The sequence below is a fragment of the Pseudoflavonifractor sp. HCP28S3_F10 genome (genome assembly GCF_052065415.1).
Taxonomy (GTDB): domain Bacteria; phylum Bacillota; class Clostridia; order Oscillospirales; family Oscillospiraceae; genus Pseudoflavonifractor_A.
In genome coordinates this window covers 152,952-175,587 of record NZ_JBQHUB010000002.1, presented here as the reverse complement: position 1 = coordinate 175,587, position 22,636 = coordinate 152,952, and the positions used below count along the sequence as shown (strand labels likewise).

Annotated in this window: 24 protein-coding genes and 1 riboswitch; of the genes, 6 read left to right on the top strand and 18 right to left on the bottom strand. The window is 60.9% G+C overall.

The window, feature by feature from the left end; genetic code table 11:
* Window positions 1-32: 32 nt before the first annotated feature.
* The 3 genes from mobV to ACTNBZ_RS02430 form a co-directional block, all read right to left on the bottom strand.
* Window positions 33-977, bottom strand: a complete 945-nt coding sequence (gene mobV, locus ACTNBZ_RS02440; RefSeq protein WP_441208053.1) for a MobV family relaxase — start codon at window positions 975-977, stop codon at window positions 33-35.
* A gap of 173 nt (window positions 978-1,150) precedes the next feature.
* Complete coding sequence (locus tag ACTNBZ_RS02435; RefSeq protein WP_002575861.1) at window positions 1,151-1,546, bottom strand: replication initiator protein A; 396 nt, start codon at window positions 1,544-1,546, stop codon at window positions 1,151-1,153.
* Between the two features lie 111 nt (window positions 1,547-1,657).
* Window positions 1,658-2,071 (bottom strand): cysteine-rich VLP domain-containing protein, encoded by a 414-nt coding sequence (locus tag ACTNBZ_RS02430; RefSeq protein WP_002575860.1) that lies wholly within the window; start codon window positions 2,069-2,071, stop codon window positions 1,658-1,660.
* Between the two features lie 228 nt (window positions 2,072-2,299).
* Here ACTNBZ_RS02430 and ACTNBZ_RS02425 point away from each other — a divergent pair, with 228 nt between their 5' ends.
* Together ACTNBZ_RS02425 and ACTNBZ_RS02420 are read left to right on the top strand one after the other, a co-directional pair.
* On the top strand, window positions 2,300-2,563 hold the full coding sequence (locus ACTNBZ_RS02425) for a hypothetical protein (RefSeq protein ID WP_002575859.1): 264 nt from the start codon (window positions 2,300-2,302) through the stop codon (window positions 2,561-2,563).
* Window positions 2,564-2,641: 78 nt separating this feature from the next.
* Window positions 2,642-3,442 carry a helix-turn-helix domain-containing protein gene (locus ACTNBZ_RS02420; RefSeq protein ID WP_441208052.1) on the top strand — a complete coding sequence of 267 codons (801 nt, stop codon included), beginning with the start codon at window positions 2,642-2,644 and terminating at the stop codon, window positions 3,440-3,442.
* A gap of 80 nt (window positions 3,443-3,522) precedes the next feature.
* Here the strand turns inward: ACTNBZ_RS02420 and ACTNBZ_RS02415 are convergent, their stop codons facing one another.
* The 12 genes from ACTNBZ_RS02415 to purE form a co-directional block, all read right to left on the bottom strand.
* Entirely contained in the window at window positions 3,523-4,743 is a 1,221-nt protein-coding gene (locus ACTNBZ_RS02415; RefSeq protein ID WP_002584949.1) for an MFS transporter, read from the bottom strand.
* Between the two features lie 1,069 nt (window positions 4,744-5,812).
* Window positions 5,813-5,938, bottom strand: coding sequence for a helix-turn-helix transcriptional regulator (locus ACTNBZ_RS02410; RefSeq protein ID WP_441208051.1), 126 nt, complete (start codon window positions 5,936-5,938; stop codon window positions 5,813-5,815).
* A 182-nt stretch (window positions 5,939-6,120) separates the two neighbouring features.
* On the bottom strand, window positions 6,121-6,387 hold the full coding sequence (locus tag ACTNBZ_RS02405) for a GNAT family N-acetyltransferase (protein WP_441208050.1): 267 nt from the start codon (window positions 6,385-6,387) through the stop codon (window positions 6,121-6,123).
* Between the two features lie 23 nt (window positions 6,388-6,410).
* The gene (gene purD / locus ACTNBZ_RS02400; protein WP_441208049.1) at window positions 6,411-7,670 is read right to left on the bottom strand and encodes a phosphoribosylamine--glycine ligase; all 1,260 of its coding nucleotides are present in this window, start codon (window positions 7,668-7,670) and stop codon (window positions 6,411-6,413) included.
* Between the two features lie 26 nt (window positions 7,671-7,696).
* Window positions 7,697-8,518: a TraX family protein gene (locus tag ACTNBZ_RS02395; RefSeq protein WP_441208048.1), complete on the bottom strand. Its 822-nt coding sequence runs from the start codon at window positions 8,516-8,518 to the stop codon at window positions 7,697-7,699.
* A gap of 3 nt (window positions 8,519-8,521) precedes the next feature.
* Entirely contained in the window at window positions 8,522-9,694 is a 1,173-nt protein-coding gene (locus ACTNBZ_RS02390) for a phosphoribosylaminoimidazolecarboxamide formyltransferase (protein ID WP_441208047.1), read from the bottom strand.
* Window positions 9,695-9,697: 3 nt separating this feature from the next.
* Complete coding sequence (locus tag ACTNBZ_RS02385; protein ID WP_441208046.1) at window positions 9,698-10,411, bottom strand: IMP cyclohydrolase; 714 nt, start codon at window positions 10,409-10,411, stop codon at window positions 9,698-9,700.
* A gap of 61 nt (window positions 10,412-10,472) precedes the next feature.
* Window positions 10,473-10,551: riboswitch (ZMP/ZTP riboswitch) on the bottom strand.
* Between the two features lie 53 nt (window positions 10,552-10,604).
* Entirely contained in the window at window positions 10,605-11,231 is a 627-nt protein-coding gene (purN, locus tag ACTNBZ_RS02380) for a phosphoribosylglycinamide formyltransferase (RefSeq protein ID WP_441208056.1), read from the bottom strand.
* A 5-nt stretch (window positions 11,232-11,236) separates the two neighbouring features.
* Window positions 11,237-12,280 carry a phosphoribosylformylglycinamidine cyclo-ligase gene (gene purM / locus ACTNBZ_RS02375; RefSeq protein WP_441208045.1) on the bottom strand — a complete coding sequence of 348 codons (1,044 nt, stop codon included), beginning with the start codon at window positions 12,278-12,280 and terminating at the stop codon, window positions 11,237-11,239.
* Window positions 12,281-12,330: 50 nt separating this feature from the next.
* The gene (locus tag ACTNBZ_RS02370; protein WP_441208044.1) at window positions 12,331-13,758 is read right to left on the bottom strand and encodes an amidophosphoribosyltransferase; all 1,428 of its coding nucleotides are present in this window, start codon (window positions 13,756-13,758) and stop codon (window positions 12,331-12,333) included.
* An 86-nt stretch (window positions 13,759-13,844) separates the two neighbouring features.
* On the bottom strand, window positions 13,845-14,555 hold the full coding sequence (purC, locus tag ACTNBZ_RS02365; RefSeq protein WP_441208043.1) for a phosphoribosylaminoimidazolesuccinocarboxamide synthase: 711 nt from the start codon (window positions 14,553-14,555) through the stop codon (window positions 13,845-13,847).
* Window positions 14,556-14,616: 61 nt separating this feature from the next.
* Entirely contained in the window at window positions 14,617-15,108 is a 492-nt protein-coding gene (purE, locus tag ACTNBZ_RS02360; protein WP_441208042.1) for a 5-(carboxyamino)imidazole ribonucleotide mutase, read from the bottom strand.
* 498 nt (window positions 15,109-15,606) lie between these two features.
* Between purE and ACTNBZ_RS02355 the strand changes: the two genes are divergently transcribed.
* Window positions 15,607-16,026, top strand: a complete 420-nt coding sequence (locus tag ACTNBZ_RS02355) for a hypothetical protein (RefSeq protein WP_441208041.1) — start codon at window positions 15,607-15,609, stop codon at window positions 16,024-16,026.
* 68 nt (window positions 16,027-16,094) lie between these two features.
* On the opposite strand, the gene ACTNBZ_RS02350 is transcribed toward ACTNBZ_RS02355, so the two are convergent.
* Together ACTNBZ_RS02350 and ACTNBZ_RS02345 are read right to left on the bottom strand one after the other, a co-directional pair.
* Window positions 16,095-16,670 (bottom strand): hypothetical protein, encoded by a 576-nt coding sequence (locus tag ACTNBZ_RS02350; RefSeq protein ID WP_441208040.1) that lies wholly within the window; start codon window positions 16,668-16,670, stop codon window positions 16,095-16,097.
* 62 nt (window positions 16,671-16,732) lie between these two features.
* Window positions 16,733-18,295, bottom strand: coding sequence for an NAD(P)H-hydrate dehydratase (locus ACTNBZ_RS02345; protein ID WP_441208039.1), 1,563 nt, complete (start codon window positions 18,293-18,295; stop codon window positions 16,733-16,735).
* 219 nt (window positions 18,296-18,514) lie between these two features.
* Between ACTNBZ_RS02345 and alr the strand changes: the two genes are divergently transcribed.
* The 3 genes from alr to ACTNBZ_RS02330 all read left to right on the top strand — a co-directional run bounded on the left by alr (window position 18,515) and on the right by ACTNBZ_RS02330 (window position 20,890).
* The gene (gene alr, locus ACTNBZ_RS02340; protein WP_441208038.1) at window positions 18,515-19,639 is read left to right on the top strand and encodes an alanine racemase; all 1,125 of its coding nucleotides are present in this window, start codon (window positions 18,515-18,517) and stop codon (window positions 19,637-19,639) included.
* Window positions 19,640-19,833: 194 nt separating this feature from the next.
* Window positions 19,834-20,199: a type II toxin-antitoxin system PemK/MazF family toxin gene (locus tag ACTNBZ_RS02335; RefSeq protein WP_441208037.1), complete on the top strand. Its 366-nt coding sequence runs from the start codon at window positions 19,834-19,836 to the stop codon at window positions 20,197-20,199.
* Window positions 20,200-20,359: 160 nt separating this feature from the next.
* Window positions 20,360-20,890, top strand: coding sequence for a hypothetical protein (locus ACTNBZ_RS02330; protein ID WP_441208036.1), 531 nt, complete (start codon window positions 20,360-20,362; stop codon window positions 20,888-20,890).
* Between the two features lie 38 nt (window positions 20,891-20,928).
* On the opposite strand, the gene abc-f is transcribed toward ACTNBZ_RS02330, so the two are convergent.
* Window positions 20,929-22,410, bottom strand: a complete 1,482-nt coding sequence (gene abc-f, locus ACTNBZ_RS02325; protein WP_441208035.1) for a ribosomal protection-like ABC-F family protein — start codon at window positions 22,408-22,410, stop codon at window positions 20,929-20,931.
* Between the last annotated feature and the right edge of the window lie 226 nt (window positions 22,411-22,636).

The following is a 22,636-nucleotide window of genomic DNA, read 5'->3' as shown; positions in this document are numbered from 1 at the left end:
ACAGAGGCGGCGAAAATTTCTGCTTATATCTATCACCTTTCCTTTACCGTGTGCCGCTGCTGACGTTTCAGTTCCGCCAGTATATCCGGCGGGATACGGTCAACCAGCCGCCGCATATCGTCCAGTTCGCTTTTTAACTTCGCCCGTTCCATCGTGTCATTCATCTTGCCTTTTTCGCTGGCCTTTGCCCTGACTTCCAGCTTTTCATTTTCCGCTAACAAGTCATTGATTGTGACCTTGTATTTTTTCAGTTGCCCGGAGAAGTTCTCCATCTGCGGAAACCACTTTTTCAGCATGGAGAGGGCTTCCTCTTTCTTCTTTCCGGCGTTCAGCGGGGTAATGCCGGAGAGAACCGCTTCAATGGCCCTCGCCTGTTTGGAGAGGTTGACCGCCTGTTTGAACAGCCGGGTGGGGATATGCTTCCGGCCCGTCTTGCTGGCGCTTTCCCCACGCTCCAGGTCGGGGTACTGCTCCACCATACAGGCGTGAAAATCGTCCTGCCACTTCGTCAGATTGGCCCGGTTGCCGATAATTTCTTTGGCGCACAGGCGGTTGTCCTTTGTCAGCGGCACAAAGACCAAGTGCAGATGGGGCGTTTTTTCATCCATGTGTACCATAGCCGAAACGATGTTCTCCCGGCCCACCCGGTCAATGAGGAAGTCCGCCGCCCTCTGGAAGTAGGCCGCTATCTCCTTTGGGGACTTGCCCTTGAAAAACTCCGGGCTGGCGGTAATCAGCGTGTCCACAAACCGAGTGCTGTCCTTGCGGGTGCGGCATCTGGCCTGCTCGATGCGGCTCTGAATGAAATGGTAGTAGCGGCCATCCGGCTTGACGATGTGGAAATTGTACTTGCTCCGGCTGGTGTCAATGTCCGGGTTGCTGGCGTACTGCTCCTTTTTCCGTTCATGGTGGGCTTCCAGCGGCCCCGCCGGGTGGCCCTTGTGCTTCTCAAATCGCAAAATTGCGTGTTGTGCCATTGAACTCCTTTCCCCATTCCATTCCTTTCCGGCGGGTTTTCCCGCCGAAAATATCTCTGATAGGATTGGAATGGAATGAATGTAAATAGATGGTTTTAATCTCTGTATTTCTATATACCGTCAGATTTCCGTACTTCAAGAGGATTGATTTTCGTACTCGCCAAGTACGGTTTTCAGCCCTCCGGCGTACCATAACCGGATTTCTTGAAGTCGGTGTTTGGAACCGCTTCATAGGATTTCGGGTAAATGCGGTTGGGTTTTCCACAGCCCTGTTTCTGGATTTCCACCAGCCCCGCATACTGCAACTCCCGCAGGGTGTTGACCGCTTTCTGCCGCCCGCAGCGGAGCAAAGCGACCACCTCGCAGATGGGGTAGTACAGGTAGACCCGCCCGTACTCGTCCGCCCAGCCGTTCTTCCGGGACAACTCCGCCCGGCGCAGGACAAAGGCATACAGCACCTTCGCTTCGTTGCTCAAGGGCTGGAATGTGGGTGCTTCAAAAAGGAAATTGGGGAGCCGGGTGAAACTGAACGCCTTTTCCGGCTGGTGAATATAAATCGTGTTTGTCATAGCGTGTTTTGTGGACGGTTAGAGGCCCGTTTTCCGGGGCGAATGATAAATGATACCAGCCGCCCCGGTTGAGGGCTTGCGGAGCCTTGCAAATCAAGGCTTTTCCCGCTCTTAACTGTCCACAGCAGACCTCCTTTTCCGTTCACTTTCTGTTTTCTGCCGCCTGTGAACTCTGGCGGCGCAGTCCGGGCAGTATTTGCCCCGGTTGGACTTCGGGACGAACACACCGCCGCACTCCGCACAGCGTTTCAAGTCCCTGTCCCGGTAAATCTCCGCTTCCAGCGTCCTGTCCAGCGGCAAGACCGCCCAGCGGAACCACTTGCAGCAGACGGAGAACGAAATCATCTGCGGACAGGCGCAGGTGTCGCCATCGTCCAGCGCAAGGCAGTTTCCGTCCTCGCAGTTGCAGCACTCCCGGCGTATCAGGCCGCTGGCTCGTCTCTTCTGGGGCGGGGTTATGCGGTAGGGGGAGCCGTCCGGCCTGTGTTCCAGCGGCGGCAGGTGTTGATAGGGTCTTTTGCTCATGCGTCCCTCCGTTTTCTTTGGCGTGTTCTGTTTCCAAGGTGCTTGTCCATCGATGAACTATCCCAAGTCTACACCTTTTTGACCGCCTGTGCCGTATATCCAAGAGGTAGGAAATCAGCCTGAAAAACTCCCTATTTCCACGCTCTCGGATTTGTGATATAATCAAAAAAAGATAAAAGACAAATTCAGGTTTCTGGTCTTCTTGCACAAAATAAAGGAGGAGCTATTATGCAAATTGTTTATATTCCAAGCGAATCAATGTCTGTTCAAGGTAAAAAAGATGAAATCTATAAAAGATATGGGAAAGACTGGAATATTAGAGAACAGGGAGGAGGTAACGGAAATTGGTTGTTGACCAGAAAAAGTGATGTGCTTGTAGATGGAAAAAGTTATCGTACTTTTGTACTTGAACACTACGGTAAATCCAAGCTGACAGCGAAGCTTGTTGATAAATTTCGTGAAGATGTAGCAAATGGTAAAATAAAACTGTAAATGCCTATGCCGTTATGCTATGAGCATAGTACATAGCATAACGGCTTCTCTTTCGTTGAGCTAGCAAGGAGGGTGAATATGTCTTTATCCATACAAGAGCGATTAAAAGACCTACGTGTGGAGCGTGGCTTGACGCTGGGGCAGCTTGCGGAGCAGACCGGGCTTTCCAAGTCTGCGCTGGGCAGTTACGAAACGGAAGACTTCAAGGACATCAGCCACTATGCCCTTATCCGGCTGGCGAAGTTTTACGGTGTGACCGCTGATTATCTGCTGGGGCTGTCTGAAATGAAAAATCACCCAAACGCCGATCTTGCAGACCTGCGTTTGAGTGATAAAATGATTGACCTGCTGAAAAGCGGGAGGATAGACAATACCCTGCTGTGTGAGCTGGCGGCGCACCCGGATTTCCCCCGGCTGATGGCTGACCTTGAAATCTATGTGAACGGAACGGCACTGAAACAGGCGCAGGGTGCAAACGCCATAGTGGACACGATGAGCGCAACTGTTATAAAAAAGCATAATCCTGGCATGAGTGATACGCAGTTAAGACAGCTTATCACCGCCCATATTGATGAGGACGAGTTTTGCCGCTATGTGATACAACGGGACATAAACGGGATTGCCCTTGCTCTGCGGGAAACACACAAGGACGATTTTTTCAGCGTCCCAGAGGATAACCCGCTAAAAGAAATGCTGGAAACTGCTGGTGAAATCGTCAGCCAGGACAGCGACACGGAACAAGCGTACTTGGCGTTTATCTGCAAACGGCTCAAGCTGAATTTTAGGAAGCTGTCAGTAGAAGAACGGAAGTGGCTGAAAAAGATTGCGGAAAAATCCGACTTGCTGAAGAATCCAAAACCGCAGAGAGGACGAAGATAAAAAATGCCTGAACGGCGGTTCTGGTTTTTCAGAACCACCATCCAGGCATTTTGTTTAGTAATAGAAAAAGGTGCAGTTGATTATTGCGTATTGTCAATCTCTCTCAAACCGGGTAGTAAAAATACGGCAAGCGCAACGATGATAATGCCAATTCCGCAAATGACAAACCATTTCTCAACTCCCAGCCGCTCCGCCAGAGGCCCGGAAATGACAAGGCCAAACGGCATGGCGAGGGAAGCGGCGCTTGTCAGTAGAGAAAAAACTCTCCCCAGATATTCTGGTTTGACCGTTTCTTGAAAAATCGCATTTTGCACACCGTAAAATGGAGCGGAAATTCCCATAACAGTACAGCACACAACAAAGACAAGAAATGCGTCTGGCGGCAAAAGCCCGGAGAGCATATTGCTAACGCCCATCAGGAGAACGGAAAGACCGATGGTGTACCGCCGTTTCTTAAAACCGCCCCAAATGCTCAGAATGACTCCGCCAAGCAGCATACCAACCGCAAAAGCAATTTCAGCGGCAGAGGCATGGGCCGGTGTTCCTTTGAAGTATGACATACAGATGAGAGGAAAAAGCGTACTGATTGGCATATAAAAGAACATATAAATTACACCAATCCAGAGCAGAGCAAAGAGGCCCCTGTTTTGCTTTAATACCACATACCCCTCTTTCATATCCTGTAAAAACTGTTGTCTTTTCGTTTCTGGACATAGTTCAGGCGTTGGTATGGACGAAATCGCAACAGTCACACAGGCAAGGATTGCACCCACAATATCTAACAATATAATTGCATTAAGAGGCCAAACAGCATATAAAAACGCTGCGGCAGCTGGACTGATAATCGCACTTACTGCTTGCATGGTCTGCGTGTAACCAGCGCATTTTGTAAGTTCCTCTTTTGGCACAATCATAGGTGTTGCTGCGCTGAATGCTGGAGAATGAAAAGCAGTTCCCGCACTTCGGATTAACAGGACAACCATAATAGACCATACGGGCAATTCCATGTAAAACGCCACCAGCGCCAGAATACCGCCAGCGGCGGCAATTATCAAATCCGCACCAATCATTACGCTTTTACGGCTGTGCCGGTCAACAAAAGCACCTGCAAACGGGCCTAAACAGGCTTGCGGCAAAAATCCAATCAGTGTTGCCGCCGTCAATATGATTGCAGAATTAGTTTTCGCAACCAAATAAAAGATAATGGCCATTTGCAAAATACCGCTGCTAATAAAGGATATTGCTTGTCCGGCAAGAAGTGTAAAATAAGTTTTTCTCCATGAATTGTTGTTTTGGGTCATAATGCGAACCTCCTTTTTTATTGCATTGTTCCTTTGTTTCTGCAATAAAAAGCAGGCGTTGTCCCACAGAGAGGGCAGACGCCTGCATAACAACAAAGCACGAAAAAACACCACGATACAGTTCAAAGACTGCTCGTGTCAAACCTACGTGTTCCTTTGCATACGCACGCAAAAAAAGCCCACCATCATGTGGAAAGGTACTTCTACTTTTTATTGCTTATTAGCGTACACAAATTAACACACGTAAGCCTCCTTCCAATCTCAAACTGTCGCACAGTATAACACACATCCGATAGACTTGTCAACCATTTTTAACCTTGTTTTCCATCTTGTTTTTCCATCTCTTACGGGCAGTAGCAAAGCCAGGCGAGCCAGTCAACGGTCAAGATGAACGGCGCTTTCAGCGCCGCCGTTGACAGTCTCGCCCGTCTTTGCTAATGGGTAATCAAGGCGGGAAAGCCATTTTAGGGCTTTCCCGCCCATTTCAATTTTGGGAGAAGAAAGGCCCCAAAATGAACGAGTGCGGCCAAACACTTTTAGGGATTGGCCACCTTGTCCACCCATCCAGCGGGGCGGCGGGGAACGGTCAAGGCCGGGCGTCAGCCCATTCATTTCAGCCTTGACGGTTTCCTGCCGTCCTGCTACTTTTCCCGGAGTGTGGCCACACATCTGGTCACGGTGTCCAGAGCTTTGGGACTTTTTGTCCCATAGGCCGGGGGCGGAGGACGAGGGACGGGGGCTTTCATAATACGCCCTGTCTGCTGCTGAAATCAGCCCTTTGTTTCCGGCTTACCAGCCCCAAACAAAGCCCTGCTTTCCTGCCGCGTCAAATGCCCTTGCCCTCCCCGGCGGCAACGGTATTTTCAGGGCAACGCCGGCAGAGCGTATAACACACTACACTTTGCTTCGCAAAGTCGTGTGCCAAATGGGGGCGTTGCCCCCTTTGGAAACCCCCACAAGAAAAGGCGGTACGCTACCCCTCCACGGGGCGCATACCGCCTTTTCTTGTTATCCAGCCCTCCGGCTGTATCGGTTGAGCAAAAGTCCGCGTGGGATTGATGTGGTATCTTTAACTTTGGGAAACTCCGCTCTCCCATTTTTGAACGGCCTGGCGCGATACGCCGATTACATGGGCAAGCTCTTCCTGGGAGAGCCCTTTGGATCTCCGCAGCTGATAGAGACGGTCCTGAAACATGGATGACGACCTCCGGTCATGAATTTTGAGCGGTTTCAGCATATCAGCTCCGGGCGGTCTGCGCAACCAAAAAGGGTAGAGAAAATGACAACCGGCGGTTGCGTTGGCGCTCAGGAGGGTGTTATGCGGACAGGAGCGCCGAAAAAGGTCCCGCCTCCGGGTGGGAGGCGGGACCGGGAGTTTCAGAGCAGATCGCCCTGCTCGGGATGCTTTTCAAACCACTTGGCGGCGTAGGAACAGATGGGGCGGGCCTTCAGACCCTCGGAGCGGATCTGCTCCACGGCGGCCTCCATCAGCTGTCCGGCTGCCCCCTGGCCCCGGAGGGACTCGTCCACAAAGGTGCGGGTGATGGCCGCCACGCCGTTGAGGGAGGGAAAAAGGATCTCAGCGATCAGCTTTCCCTCCGGATCAAGAGCAAAGATGCGGCCTTTTTCGTGCTGAAGCTTCATACTTGACCTCCTGTCTCAACGCATCAAAATGCGTGTCCGATGTCGGTGCGGAACTGCATGTCTGTAAAGCTAATATGCTTTGCAGACTGGTAGGCCAGGGCGATGGCGCCCTCCAGGTCGGATTCCACAGCGGTGACGCCCAGCACCCGGCCGCCGCTGGTGACGATCTCACCGGCATTGTTCCGGGCGGTACCGGCATGGAAGACCACAGCGGTCTCCCCGGCCTTCTCCAGACCGGTGATGGGGCAGCCCTTCTGATAGGGGCCGGGATAGCCGCCGGAGGCCAGTACCAGACAGCAGGCGGCGCCCGGCTTCCAGCGCACGTCCACCTGGTCCAGCGTACCTTCCCGGCAGGCGGTGAGGATGTCCATCAGGTCGGTGTCCAGCAGGGAGAGGACAGACTGGCACTCGGGGTCGCCAAAGCGGGAGTTGTACTCCACCACCTTGGGGCCGTCAGGGGTGAGCATCAGGCCGAAGTAGAGCACGCCCTGGAAGGGACGGCCCTCGGCGGCCATGGCGTCCACGGTGGGCTGGAAGATGGTCTCCATGCACACTTTGGCCACCTCGGGGGTGTAGCAGGCCACCGGGGCGATGGAGCCCATGCCGCCGGTGTTGGGACCCTTGTTGCCGTCATAGGCCCGCTTGTGGTCCTGGGAGGCGGGCATGGGGGAGAGGTGCTTCCCGTCGCAGAAGGCCAGCACGGTGACCTCGGGGCCGGTCATGCACTCCTCGATGACCACCCGGGCGCCGGCCTCGCCGAACTTTTTGTCGGCCATCATGGCGCGGACAGCCTCCTCGGCTTCGGCCACGGTCTGGGCCACGATGACGCCCTTACCCAGGGCCAGACCGTCGGCCTTGACCACGATGGGCGCGCCCTGGCTGCGGACATAGGCCAGCGCGGCATCCATATCTGTAAAGGCTTGATACTTTGCAGTTGGAATGTGGTATTTGGCCATCAGGTCTTTGGAAAAGACCTTGCTGGCCTCGATGACCGCGGCGTTGGCCCGGGGGCCGAAGGCGGGGATGCCGGCGGCCTCCAGCGCGTCCACCATGCCCATGGCCAGAGGGTCGTCGGGGGCCACCATGACGAAGTCCACGGCGTTGGCCTTGGCCCAGTCCACCATGCCGGCCACGTCGGTGGCCTTCACGGGGACGCACTGGGCCAGTTCCGCGATGCCCGCGTTGCCGGGAGAACAGGAAAGTTTATCCACTTTACAGCTTTTTGAAAGGGCCCAGACGATGGCGTGCTCACGGCCGCCGCCGCCCACCACTAAAACATGCATGGAAATACCTCCTTAAATGAAGTCGATCAAGTCACAAGAAACTGGATCATCCAAAGGACCACCAGGTGGATGGGATAGAACCAGTAAAAGAACCAGCGGCTGCCGCTGCCCCGCTGTCCGTTATACCGGGAGAGGGGGATGAGGGAGCAGCAGGAGAAGCCGCCCATCAGCAGGGAGTAGGGCAGGTAGACCTGCCGGAAGAAGGGGAGCCGCTCACCCATATCCACCAGGAAGCCGGCCCAGCCCTCGGTCTGAAGCAGGGCGATGGCGGGGGCGCCCCAGTAGGCCCACAGTCCGCCCGCCAGATAGTAGAAGAGGAGACAGGCCGCCAGGGTGCAAAGCTGGCGCCTCCGGTCCTCGCCGGCGAAGTAGAGCAGCACCACCGTCAGCGCGCCGATCCAGCCATAGTCCCCGTGGAGGACCTGGGAGAGCAGCACGCAGGTCCCGGCGGCCAGAAAGGCCAGACATTTATGTCTCCTGCCGGCGAGCCGGCGGAAGCACCCGATGGCCAGGGCGGCCAGGAAAAAGGTGGTGATGACACTGCGGCCGTCCTCCGGCATCACCAGGTACAGCGGCACCTGGGTCAGCAGGGCAAAGAGGAACAGACGCTTGAGATAGGCGGCGTAGTGATGGGTCTTCCGGCAGCCCTCGGCCACAAAAAAGGCGAAGATGGGAAAGGCCAGCCGCCCCACATAGCGGAACAGATAAAACCACAGGGAGTCCGGCGGGAAGAAGGGGGACATGGGGGAGAAGAGCATCCCCACATGGTCGATGACCATGAAGACGGCGGCCAGATATTTAAGCTGGGTGCCGCTGAGCCCACCGGCTCTGGTCTCGGTTCCCGCCATGGCTTAGTGGTGGAACAGGCGCACGCCGGTGAAGGCCATGACCATGCCGTACTTGTCGGCGGTGGCGATGACCTGGTCATCCCGGATGGAGCCGCCGGGCTGGGCAATGTACTGCACGCCGGACTTGCGGGCCCGCTCCACGTTGTCGCCGAAGGGGAAGAAGGCATCGGAGCCCACGGTGACGCCGGAGAGCTGTGCGATCCAGTCCTTCTTCTCCTCGGCGGTGAGCACCTCGGGGCGGACCTTGAAGGTGTTCTGCCACACGCCGTCGGAGAGCACGTCGTCGTGCTCGTCGGAGATGTAGATGTCGATGGCATTGTCCCGGTCGGCACGGCGGATGCCGTCCACGAACTGCAGGCCCAGGACCTTGGGATGCTGGCGCAGCCACCAGATGTCGGCCTTGTTGCCGGCCAGACGGGTGCAGTGGATGCGGCTCTGCTGGCCGGCGCCCACGCCGATGGTCTGGCCGTTCTTCACGTAGCACACCGAGTTGGACTGGGTGTACTTCAGGGTGATGAGGGAGAGCAGCATGTCGTTTTTGGCCTGCTGGGAGAGCTCCTTATTGGCGGTGACGATGTTCTCCAGCACGCTCTCGTCGATGGGCAGGCTGTTGTAGCCCTGCTCAAAGGTGATGCCGTAAATGCTGCGGCGCTCGATGGGGGCGGGCTCGTAGCCGGGGTCGATCTCCACCACGTTGTAGGCGCCCTTCTTCTTGCTCTTCAGGATCTCCAGAGCCTCGTCAGTGTAGCCGGGAGCGATGACGCCGTCGGACACCTCACCGGCCAGGCAGCGGGCGGTATCGGCGTCACACACATCGCTCAGGGCGGCCCAGTCGCCGAAGGAGCACAGCCGGTCGGCGCCCCGGGCGCGGACATAGGCGCAGGCGATGGGGGAGAGCTCTCCCTCAGGGGGGAAGTAGATCTTCCGCTCCACATCAGTCAGGGGCTGGCCCAGAGCGGCGCCGGCGGGGGAGACGTGCTTAAAGGAGGCGGCGGCGGACAGGCCGGTGGCCTTCTTCAGGGCCTTGACCAGCTGCCAGGAGTTGAGCGCGTCCATAAAATTGATATAGCCGGGGCGGCCGTTGAGCACCTTCAGGGGCAGCTCGCCGCTCTCCATAAAGATGCGGGCGGGCTTCTGGTTGGGGTTGCAGCCGTATTTCAGTTCCAGTTCGGTCATGGTTCAGCCCTCCTGGTGTTTGTTTTTGATCACGGTGTCGGTCTTGCCGCTCTCCAGGTCGATGTAGCGCACAAAGAGGGAGACTTTGTTGTCCGCGTTCAGGCTCTCCCACAGCTCATCGGCCAGGGTGCAGGCGTCGGGGGCGGTGATGGCCACCTGCCGGGGCTCACCCTCAAAGGAGGGCAGAGGATCCCGGTTCTCCTGATAGGTGTGAATGAAGTGCCCCTGGCCGGCCAGGGGATTCTCGTAGCCGAAGAAATAGCGGCGGCAGGAAGCGGGGTCACCGTCGGCGCTCTTCAGGATGGACAGGGCGTAGCTGCCGTCGGCGTGCATCAGGCCGGAGATGCGGGGGGTGTAGTTGGGGCAGTCGGGCTCGAACTCCCGGGTCTTGAGGGACTGGGCAAAGACCTTGCCGGCGAGCAGGCCGTCCCGGACGGTGTCGGTCTGGTCGCCGTTGGTGACCACTGTGTCGCTGCCCACTACCCGGACGGGGTGGTAGATGATGAGGGAGGGATCGGTCATCTTGCTCTCGTCGAAGGCTTTGGTGCGGATACCGTCGTCGGTGGTCTCAAAGACCCGGTTGCGGCTGTTCTCGCTGCGGCCCATGATGAAGTAGGCGATGACGGCCTTTTTGCCGTCGGCGGACTTGCCCAGCACGATGCCCCGGCCGGGATAGGGATGACTGCGCAGGATCTCGTTGAGATCGAGGGTGTTCATGGGATATCCTCCTTTTTCAAAATCGGGTGCGGGATGAAAAAAGGGCGCACCTGTACTCAGACAAGTGCGCCCAGACGGTCGGCAGTTCAGAGGCGGTACTCCCCGTGGTCCATCCACTTCCGTCAGTTGTACCGCATGATTAAATTACCACATCCGGCGCGCCATTGTCAAGCTGGTGTTCCGGAAACGGGGCTCAGAGGATGCGGACGTGGCGGCCCTCCACCGCCAGCCTGTCCTGACAGAACAGGGAGACGGCCCGGGGCAGCAGCTTCCACTCGGCCTCCTCCATGACCCGGCGCTGCAGGGTCTCGGGGGTGTCATCCTCCCGGATGGCCACCGCCTGCTGCAGGACGATGGGGCCGCCGTCGGCCTCCTCGTTGACGAAGTGGACGGTGGCGCCGGTGACCTTCACGCCGTAGGCCAGGGCCTGTTCATGGACGTGGAGGCCGTAGGCCCCCTTGCCGCAGAAAGAGGGGATGAGGGCGGGATGGATGTTGAGGATGGCGTTGGGGTAGGCATCCACCATCTCGCCGGTAAGGATGTGCATATAGCCCGCCAGCACTACCAGGTCGATGGAGAGGGACCGGAGCAGCTTCACCAGGGCGGCGGTCATGGCGCGGCTGTCGGGGTACTCCTTCCGGGCCACCACATAGCCGGGGATCCCGGCGGCACGGGCCCGCTCCAGGGCGTAGGCGTCGGGCCGGGAGGAGATGACGGCGGTGATCTGTCCGTTTACGATCTCACCCCTGGCCTGGGCGTCGATGAGGGCCTGCAGGTTGGTGCCGCCGCCGGAGACAAGAACGGCGATGTTCTTTCCCATGGCGGTCATACCAGCTCCACGCCGGCGTCGCCGCTGACCACAGAGCCCACCTGATAGGCGGTCTCACCGGCGGCCTTCAGCGCGTCGATGGCCCGGGCGGCCTCGCTGGCGGGGACGGCGAAGATCATGCCCAGACCCATATTGAAGGTATTGTACATGTCCCGCTCAGGGATGCCGCCCTGCTTCTGGATCAGGTCGAAGATGGGCAGGCGGGGGAAGGAACCCAGCTCGATGCGGGCGGTGAGGCCCTCGGTCATCATGCGGGGCACGTTCTCATAGAAGCCGCCGCCGGTGATGTGGCTGACCGCTTTGATATCCACACCGGCCTTCAGCACGGCCTGGATGGCCTTGACGTAGATGCGGGTGGGGGTGAGCAGGGTGTCGCCCAGGCTCTTGCCGCCCAGCTCGTCCAGGGGGGACTTCAGATCGCAGTGCTCCACGTCGAACACCTTGCGCACCAGGGAGAAGCCGTTGGAGTGGACGCCGGTGGAGGGCAGGCCGATGAGCACGTCGCCCTGGCTGAGACGCTTGCCGTCGATGATCTTCTCCTCGTCCACCATACCCACCGAGAAGCCGGCCAGGTCATATTCGTCTACGGGGTAGAAACCGGGCATTTCGGCGGTCTCGCCGCCCACCAGGGCGCAACCGGCCTGACGGCAGCCCTCGGTGATGCCGGAGACGATGTCGGCGATGCGGCCGGGGTCGTTCTTGCCGCAGGCGATGTAGTCCAGGAAGAAGAGGGGAGCGGCGCCGCCGCACACGATATCGTTCACGCACATGGCCACGCAGTCGATGCCCACGGTGTCGTGCCTGTCCATGAGGAAAGCCAGCTTCAGCTTGGTGCCTACGCCGTCGGTGCCGGAGACCAGCACGGGTTTCTTCATGCCGGCCATGTCGGGGGCGAACATGCCGCCGAAACCGCCCAGCGTGCCCATAACGCCGGGGATGTAGGTGGACTCCACCATGGGCTTGATGCGCTTGACCGCCTCGTAACCGGCGGTGACGTCCACGCCGGCGGCGGCATAGGACTCAGAGTGGGAGTTCTTCATCTCAAAACCTCCAAAACATTGTAGGGCGGGGAACTGCCCCGCCGGGCAGATCATTCCTTGCCGGTCCAGCAGTAGGTGCAGATCTTGCAGGGCTCCAGTCCGATGGCCTCCATCAGGCCCTCCAGGGACTGGTAACCCAGGGTGGTGAAGTGCAGCTTTTTACAGATGGCCTCCAGCATGCACTGGCCCCGCTGGGTTGCGGGGTCGGCATACTCGTCCAGATGCTTCTGGCCCTCGTCGCCCTCCAGCTCCTGGACGGTGCGGCGGGTGATGAGCTCCAGCTCGGATTTACTGGAGGAAAAGTTGAGGTACTTGCAGCCGTACATGATGGGGGGGCAGGCGGAGCGGATATGGACCTCTTTGGCCCCGGACTCATAGAGGAAATCCACGGTCTCCCGCATCTGGGTGCCGCGGACGATGGAGTCGTCCACCAGCAGCAGCTTCTTGTCCTCAATGAGCTCGGGCACGGGAATCTGCTTCATCTTGGCCACCTGGTTGCGGACCTTCTGGTTGTCGGGCATGAAGGACCGGGGCCAGGTGGGGGTGTACTTGACGAAGGGGCGGGCGAAGGGCTTGCCGCTTGCGTTGGAGTAGCCGATGGCGTGGGGCAGGCCGGAGTCGGGCACGCCGGCCACGTAGTCCACGTCCTGAGCGATGCCCTTCTCTTTATCGGCCCGGGCCATGATCTCGCCGTTGTGGTAGCGCATGACCTCCACGTTGACCCCCTCGTAGTTGGAGTTGGGGTAGCCATAGTAGGTCCACAGGAAGGCGCAGATCTTCATCTCTTTGCCGGGCTCGGAGAGGCGCTCCACGCCGCCGCAGGTGACCTTTACGATCTCCCGGGGGCCCAGCTCGTAGTGGTCCTGATAGCCCAGCTTGTGGTAGGCGAAGGACTCAAAGGAGACGCAGCAGCCGTCCTCGTCCCGGCCCACCAGAACGGGCAGGCGGCCCAGCTTGTCCCGGGCGGCGATGATGCTGTTGTCCGGGGTGAGGATGAGGATGGTGGCCGAGCCGTCGATCACGTCCTGGGCGTGGCGGATGCCGTCCACAAAGTTGTCCTTCTGGTTGATGAGGGCGGCCACCAGCTCGGTGGAGTTGACCTTGCCCGAGCTCATGGCCATGAACTGGGTGCCCACGCCGGCGTCGAAGTACTGCCCCACCAGCTCCTCGGCGTTGTTGATGATGCCCACGGTGGTGATGGCGAACATGCCCAGATGGGAGCGCACCAGCAGGGGCTGGGGATCGGTGTCGCTGATGCAGCCGATGCCGCTGCGGCCGGAAAAGTCGGCCAGGTCCTTCTCGAACTTGGTCCGGAAGGGGGTGTTCTCAATGTTGTGGATCTGGCGCTGGAAGCCCTTGTCCTGATCGTAGATGATCATGCCGCCCCGGCGGGTGCCCAGGTGGGAGTGGTAGTCCACGCCAAAGAAGATATCAAGCACGCAGTCCCGCTTGGAGACCGCACCAAAAAAGCCGCCCAAACAGATTTCCTCCAGTCATATCACGAAAGAGTGGGGGCGGACCGGTCATAGTGACCGGCCCGCCGCAGAAAACGACAGAGTGGGAGTTATTCTCCCATGAGGCGGCGCATGACCTCGATATAGGCCTCTTCGGCGCCGCCCAGGTCCCGGCGGAAGCGGTCCTTGTCCAGCTTCTCATGGGTCTTTTCGTCCCACAGGCGGCAGGTATCGGGGCTGATCTCGTCGGCCAGGACGATCTGGCCCTCGGCGGTCTTGCCGAACTCCAGCTTGAAGTCCACCAGGTCGATACCGATCTCCTTCATGAAGCCCTTGAGCAGGTCATTGACGGCAAAGGCGTACTTTTTGATCAGGTCGATCTCCTCGCGGGTGGCCAGCTTCAGGGCCAGGGCGTGATACTCGTTGAGCAGGGGATCACCCAGATCGTCATTCTTATAGGAGAACTCGATGGTGGGGGACTCGAAGGGGATGCCCTCCTCCACGCCGTAGCGCTTGGCAAAGGAGCCGGCGGAGATGTTGCGGATGATGACCTCCAGGGGGACGATGGAGACCTTCTTCACCACGGTCTCCCGGTCGCTCAGCTCCTCCACGAAGTGGGTGGGCACGCCCCTGGCCTCCAGGCGGCGCATCAGGTTGTTGGTCATGCGGTTATTGATGGCGCCCTTGCCGGCGATGGTGCCCTTCTTCAGGCCGTTGAAGGCGGTGGCGTCGTCCTTGTAGGAGACGATAACCAGGTTGGGATCGTCGGTGGCAAAGACCTTCTTGGCTTTTCCCTCATACAGCTGCTCACGCTTTTCCATTTCAAACCTCTCCTTTATCTTGTTTGATCGTTTTATGTAATGGGGCTGCGGGGCCGGACGGTCAGTCCAGCCCGGCCTGGAGCCTGGCCTCTTTTTCGGCGATCTGGGCGGCCATTCTGACCCGGGCCTCGTCCAGTTTGGCGGCCAGTTCATCATCGGACACGGCCAGGATCTGGGCGGCCAGCACGGCGGCGTTCTTGGCGCCGTTGAGGGCCACAGTGGCCACAGGGATGCCGCTGGGCATCTGAACGGTGGCCAGCAGGGCGTCCAGTCCGTCCATGGCGCCGCCCTTCATGGGGATGCCGATGACGGGCAGGGTGGAGTTGCCGGCAAAGGCCCCGGCCAGATGGGCGGCCATACCGGCGGCGCAGATCAGGACGCCGAAGCCATTGGCCCGGGCGTTTTTGGCAAACTCGGCGGCGGCGGCGGGCGTGCGGTGGGCGCTGAGAATGTGGGCCTCGTAGGGAATACCAAACTCCTTGAGTTGGGCGCAGGCGGCCTTGACCACCGGCCAGTCGCTGTCGGAACCCATGATAACGGCTACTTTCTTCACAGGAATACCTCCTTTGGATGGTGTGGGAAGAGAAGCGGAGATCCGGATAAAAATATTTTCTGCAAGGCAAAAAATAAATCAGGGCACCCGCGATACGGATACCCTGTCGGTTTCATCGGCCCGCTTTGGACGCATTGGGGCCCGGGACCATTCGATATCGTGCGTTGTGGCTGCGGACCAGCGACGGCGACATGCCCGTTCCCCCTTGTCGAAGAAAGAATGATTATACTATATCGGCTTTGAAAGTGTATTTCAAGTGCGGATATTGATTTTTGTATGCTTACACAAGGACACGGGAAAAATGAGCGGGCCGCCTTGTCATTCTGAGAAAGGAGGGACAGAAAGCGCCGCTTTCATCCGTTTTTAATCTTTCATTCACAGAAAATCAAAGACATATCCCGCCGGAGGGGGTATACTAAAGCCAAGCTGAAAGGGGGGACGGCCCCCGGACACAAGTCAGCATCCAGACCGGAACAAAACGATAAGGAGGTATCTTATATGTGGGATAAACTGAGCGATGCGCTGATGAACGTGGCTTTCGCGGGCGTGGGCGCCGCCGCCATCGTGGTGGAGAAGGCCGGCGAGGTTGGTAAGGTCCTGGTGGAAAAGGGCGAGGTGGCCGTGGAGCAGGGCCGGCAGCTCAATGATGAACTGCAGGAGAAGGCCAAGGCTGCCGCCAAGGAGCGCCAGGAGCAGCGGATCAACGACGCCGTCGCCGCCCTCACCGCCCAGGAGCGGCAGGAGCTGCGCGCCAAGCTGGACGCCCTGGACCAGGCCGAGCGTGAGGCGGAGGAAGCCGCCCGGGCCGCCGGGGAGGCGGCCGAGAAGGCCGCGGAGGAGAGCATCTCCCAGGCGGGCAACATCACCCAGATCCACTGCGACAGCTGCGGCTGCGGCCAGGACCATACTGAGGAATAAGCCGCCGTCAGGTCAAAAAACAGCAGGGGGGACGCTCCAAAGCGCGGAGCGTCCCCCTTTTTATGTCTCTATTCCATGGAAAAATCGCGGAACACACACTGGATGACGGTGAAGCCGTCCTGACTGATCTCCCCCCGCAGAAGGGCGTGGGTGTCGGCCTGAAACCAGAGCTGGAGCTCGGTCCCGCTGCCCGGCTCGGCCTCCGGGTCACGGCTGACGGTGTGGAGGACCGCCGTACCGTCCTCTGCCGTCTCCATCACGCACTGGGCCAGAAAGCCCTCCCGCGCGGCGGTGAGCAGGGCGGGGAGCACGTCCATGGGGCTGAGCCCCTCGGGATTGAGAGGGCCGGTCTCCACCCGGATGCCGTCGTACTCCAGAGCGGTCTGCCCGTCCCGAAGGCGGGCGGTGATCCCGGCGATGTTCTCCGGAGAGGTCACGGTGAGCACAGCGTCCCCTTGCTTTTCCCAGGAAAAGTCCAGGCCGTACTGGTACACCCGCTGGCCGTAATCGGCGGTCATCTCCACCGAGGAGGAGCACCGCTCCATGGCCAGGTATTCGGTCCGGATCTGCAGGGCCAGAGTTTCGGCCTCATTTCCCGTGTTCCCGCCGCCGCAGGCGGACAGAAGCAGACACAGGGCTATCATTGGTGCACACATCCGATGATGGCGCACGTGCTTCCCTCCTGTTCTTCGTATTGGCGGCGGATCTACAGAGTCCGCTCCCGGCCCTCGCACTCCCGCAGGACCCGGGGCAGCCGGGCGATGAGGTCGGAGGGGGTCATGCCGTACTCTCCGATCTCCTCCGCGCACAGGTCGCCCGCCCGGCCGTGAAGCCACACGGCCAGGGGCACCGCCTCTTGGGGGGGAAGCCCCTGGCCCAGCAGGGAGAGGATGACCCCGCCCAGCACATCGCCGCTGCCGCCCTTGGCCATGCCCGGGTTGCCGGTGGTGTTCACAAAGGCGGCGCCGTCAGGGAAGGCGGTGATGGTCCGGTGACCCTTGAGCACCAGACAGCAGCCGTGCTCCGAGGCAAAAGCCCGGGCCGCCGCCAGCCGGTCCCCGGAGGACAGGTCGCCGCCCACCCGGGCGAACTCTCCGTCGTGGGGAGTGAGGACGGTGAGCCGGTCCCGCCGCCCGTCCAGTACATCTATATGACCCTCCAGCGCGTTTATGCCGTCGGCGTCCAGCACCACCGGGCCGGGCAGGTCCCGCAGAAGGGTGCGGACCACTTCGGCGGTCTCCGGGCCCCGGCCCAGGCCGGGACCCATGAGGCAGGCGCCGCTGGCCTTCATCCGGGCCAGGGCGGGGCCGGCCGCGGCGAGAGAGAGCATTCCGTCCATACCCGCGGGCAGGGGGTGGGGCATGGCCTCCTCCAGCTTGGCCGCCGCCACGGGCCACACCGGTTCGGGCACTCCCACGCTCACCAGTCCCGCGCCGGAGCGCACCGCCGCCCGGGCTGCCAGTACCGGCGCACCGGAATAGCCCACGCAGCCGCCCAGGATGTACACCCGGCCGAAGTCGCCTTTGTGGGCGTCCCGTCTCCGCCGGGGCAGAAAGACGTCGGCGGCGCTGACCGAGGAAAAGCTGCTCTCGGCCCACAGCATCAGGTCCAGGGGGATGCCGATGCCGGCCACGATGAGCCGTCCGGTGCGCAGGCCGCCCTCCCCCAGGAAGTGCCCCGCCTTGGGCAGGGAGAAGGTCACCGTCACGTCGGCGCGGACCGCGTCCCCCAGGATGCGTCCGGTGTCGGCCTCCACGCCGCTGGCGATGTCGGCGGAGACTACCGGAATATCACAGGTGTTCATCATCTGCACTGCCGTCAGGGCGGGGCCCCGCAGGTCACTGTTGAGGCCGATGCCGAAGAGGGCGTCCACCATCACGTCCGCCTCCAGACACCAGCGGGCGAACTCGGGATCCTCGGCGGAAAAGGGCTCCAGCCGCCCGCCGGCCTTTTCCAGCCGCCGCTCCATCTCCCGGCAGTCGTCGGTCATCTTCTCCCGGTTGCCCACCAGGACGGCCCGCACCTGGAAGCCGGCCTCCAGCAGCAGGCGGGCGGCGGCCACACCGTCGCCGCCGTTGTTGCCGGCGCCGCAGAAGCACACGGCCCGGCGTGTGCCATCTGAACGGCTCCCGCCAGACGCCGCCAGCTCCATGGCAGCGTCGGCCACCGCCCGGGCGGCGTGCTCCATCAAACGGGTGGACGGGATCCCCCGGTCCTGGATGGCGGCCCGGTCCAACTCCCGCATCTGCTGCGCTGTCGCGATCTTCATGCTGCTCCCCCATTCCGCCGCCCGCGGCGGCATCACTTGAATATTTTTATTGTAATGCGTACAGGGCAAAGCTGCAAGCCTTGAACGGACGGAACAATGAAGAAACGCGGCACTTGTGGGCAAAACCGGTTTGTGCTATGATAAAAAAGACCTGCCCCGGCCTCGGGCCGCGGCGCCGGTCCCGAAACGGATTTTGACTGCAAAGAGGGCAATCGATATATGGAACGGACAGAGAAGCGGACCTGGGCGGAGATCGACCTTGGGGCGTTGGAGCATAATTATCGCACGCTGCGGGCCATGCTGCCCGCCGGGTGCCGTTTTTTGGGCGTGGTCAAGGCCAACGCCTACGGCCACGGCGCCATCCCGGTAGCCCGCCGGCTGGAAAAGCTGGGCGCGGACTATCTGGCGGTGGCCAGCCTGGACGAGGGCGCCGAGCTGCGGGTGGCGGGCATCACGGCCCCCATCCTGGTGCTGGGCCACACGCCGGTGGAATTTGCCGCCGACCTGGTGCGTCTGCGCCTGACCCAGACGGTGTTCGACCTGGAGACGGCAAGGGCCCTGTCGGCGGCGGCGGCGGCCGAGGGGCGGGACCTGAAGATCCACCTGAAGGCGGACACCGGCATGTCCCGCCTGGGCCTGCTCTGCGACGAGGCCCACATGGAGGAGAGCGCCGACACCATGGCGGCCATCTGCGCCCTGCCCCGGCTGGACCATGAGGGCATCTTTACCCATTTTTCCGACGCCGACGGCAGCGAGGAGTTCACCATGCTCCAGTTCACCCGCTTCCTGGACGTGATCGCGGCCATGGAAAAGCGGGGCGTGACCTTCGCCATCCGTCACTGCGCGGCCAGCGCCGCCACGCTGAAGTACCCCTGCACCCATATGGACATGGTGCGCCCCGGCATCGCCCTGTACGGACACTATCCCTCGCCGGACTGCCAGGGGCTGGACGGCCCCGGTCTGGCGCCTGTGATGACGCTGAAGACCCGTGTGGCCGCGGTGCGGGAGCTGCCCGCCGGCTCTTTTGTGAGCTATGGGCGCACCGCCCGGCTGGAGGAGGATACCCGTGTGGCGGTGCTGCCGGTGGGCTACGGCGACGGATTCTTCCGCCTGCTGTCCAACCGGGGTGCCGTACTGCTGGGGGGGAAGGAGTGCCCCATCCTGGGCCGGGTATGCATGGACCTGTGCATGGTCCGGGCGGACGATGCCGTCCGTCCCGGCGATGAGGCGGTGCTCTTTGGGCCGGACTATCCCATCGAGACCATGGCCGACCAGGTGGGCACCATCCAGTATGAGCTGCTGTGCGACGTGAACCGCCGGGTGCCCCGGATCTACCGGGAGTGACATTCCGCTCCGGTATCGCATAGACTGGCCCGGGGAGAGCTTTGCCGGGCCGGCGCCGGGAGAGACGGACCCTGTGTTTTTTCGGGGCCCGGCGTATAAATCCCGCCGTCCCGTGGGAGAATCATAGTAGCCTGGCGGAAGGGCGCGAGCGCCTGTGACGCCGGTCACTATCTGACCGCGGAGTGTGAGCTTTTGTGGACAACAGCGTAAAACGTGGAGACATTTTCTATGCCGACCTGAGCCCTGTGGTGGGCAGTGAACAGGGGGGCGTGCGGCCGGTGCTCATCGTGCAGAACGACACGGGCAACCGGCACAGTCCCACTGTGATCGCGGCGGCCATCACCTCCCAGACCGGGAAGGCGCGTCTGCCCACCCACATCGAGTTCGCGGCCGGGAGCTATGGGCTCCCCAAGGATTCGGTGGTCCTGCTGGAGCAGATCCGGACCCTGGACAAAAAGCGGCTGCGGGAGCATATGGGCAGGCTGGACAGCACACTGATGAAAAAAGTGGATTCGGCCATCGCGGTGAGCTTTGGCCTCCATCCCCAGCAGATGGTCTGAGCCGGGCGGGCTGAGACCGGAGAACAGGCGCGTGGGCCGGCGGGAGGCTACATAGGGATATGCAGTCTCTGCCGGTCCGCGGCAAAGCAAGCGTACATAATGCGTACTGAATAAAGCCGTAATACGGTTTATCCGGCAGACATTACATAGGAGGAAACGTATGAAGCAGCACAAGTGGTTCCCGCGGCTGGCGGCTGGCAGCCTGGTCACCCTCTCCCTCATGGCGGCAGCCCTAGCTGCCGGGCAGGGGACCCAGAGCGATCCCCTGGTGACTTTGAGCTATCTCACCGACAAGGCCACGCCCTCCATCCTGGCCCAGGTGGATACCAGGCTCTCCCAGCGGGAGGCTGCGCTCAAGGCCCAGCTGGACCAGGTGGCCGACGAGTACGTCAAAGAGGTGGAGGGCAAGGGGGGCGGCAGCGGGACCTCCCAGAGCTATCAGGTGGTGACGCTGAGCGCGGGCCAGAAGCTGGTTGCGGGGGATTCCTGCGAGATACTGCTTCGCAGTGGTACGGCCGTCTGCGTGTCCGACTCGGCTCCCGGCCTGGTGGACATGACCTCCGGCGCTACCCTGGCCTCCGGCGGGACGCTGGCGGCCAACCACCTGTACCTGGCTACCATCGCGGGCCGGGGGGTCAAGGCGTCCGGCAGCGTGACCCTGATGGTACGGGGCAATTACAGCATCCAGTGATAGGAAACGGGACAGGCGGCCGCCTGTCCCGTTTTTTTCTACAACGAAATGGTTTGGGCGCCGATGGCGTCCAGAAAGGCCCGGTCATGCTCCACCAGCAGGAGGGAAGCCCCGGTGGCCCGGAGCATCTCCTCGATCTGTATCCGGGAGAATACATCCACATAATTGAGGGGCTCGTCCCAGAGATAGAGGTGGGCGCCCTGGCAGATGCTGCGGGCCAGAAGGGCCTTCTTTTTCTGACCCTGGCTGAGAGCGGAGAGGTCGGTCTCAAACTGGGCCCGCTCAAATCCCAGCTTGCGAAGCAGAGTCAAAAAGGCGGTCAGTTCCACGCCGCCGGCCTGGGCAAAGTCGGCCAGGGAGCCGGAGAGGCCGCCGGTATCCTGCGGCACATAGGAGAGGACCAGGCCGGAGGCCAGGGTCACGGCGCCGGTATGGGGGACATTCTCCCCGGCCAGAGCCCTGAGCAGGCTGGATTTTCCCGCACCGTTGGGCCCGGTCAGGGCCATCCGTTCCCCCTGACGGAGGGAAAAGGAGACCGGGGCGCACACCGGCCCAGAGCCGTAATCGGGGGCGAAGTCCCGGAATTCCAGCAGCCGCCCTGACGGATGGACCAGCGGGCGGAGAAAGAGAACGTCGGTCTCTTCCACATTCCGCAGGAGGGCGGACTTGGCCTCCACCGCCTGCTGCCGCCGGTCCTCCGCCGCCTTGGAGCGCTTCATCAGCTTGGCGGCCTTGTGGCCCACGAAGCCCCGGTCGGGCCGCAGGCCGGAGTTCCGCACGGCGTATTTGCCCGACTCGGTCCGGTCGGACCAGACAGCGGTGCGGCGGGCGGCCTCCTCCAGGCGCTTGATGTCCTTTTTCAGCTTGTCATTTTCCGCCTGTTCCCAGGCGTTTCGGCGCTGCGTTTCCTGCTGCCAGGTACTGAAATTTCCCCGGATGAGCCGCACGCCCTCCCGGTCCAGAGACAGAATGTGGTCGGCACAGCCGTCCAGAAAGGCCCGGTCGTGGGAGACCAGCAGGAAGCCGTCCTTGCCGCTGAGATAGCGGCTCACCGCCTCACGGCCGGTCTGGTCCAGATGGTCGGTAGGCTCGTCGATGAGCAGGTAGGAATCGGGCTGCTGGAAGAGGGCGGCCAGCTGTACCTTTACCCGCTCGCCGCCGGACAGAGTGGAGAGAGGGCGGTAAAGGATCTCCGGGTCCGTGTCCAGCAGATTCAGCTCCCGCAGCAGCCGCCACTCCTCCAGTCCGGGAAGGAGGTCCTCCAGAGCTTCCAGGGTCATTGCGCCCTCACGGGGCATGGAAAAGGGAAAGCAGGACGCCGGGACCGGCAGCGATACGGAGCCGGCCGCCGGGGAGAGCGCCCCGGAGAGCAGGCGGAGGAGAGTGGTCTTGCCCCGGCCGTTGCGGCCCACCAGCCCCAGCCGCCACCGGGTATCCAGCTGGAGGGTTAGGTGGGAAAAGACCGGCTGGCAGGCGCCGTCATATTGAAAGGTCAGATCGTGCATTTGGATCAGAGACATGGTATCCACCTCAAAAACAAAAATGGACGCAGGAAGGGATCCTTCCGCGTCCAGACGACAGGGGATGCTCCCGCGGACAGGCGCGGAAGGTCCGAGCTGTTTTTGAGGGCCGGAAAGAGGCGCGGCTTCCTGCAAAGGGCACAGCAAACAGGGCGGCAGGGCCGCCCGGCAGTCGTGTGCGGTTTACAAGAAGTTATTTGCGCATCTTCCCAGCTCCGATCTGATA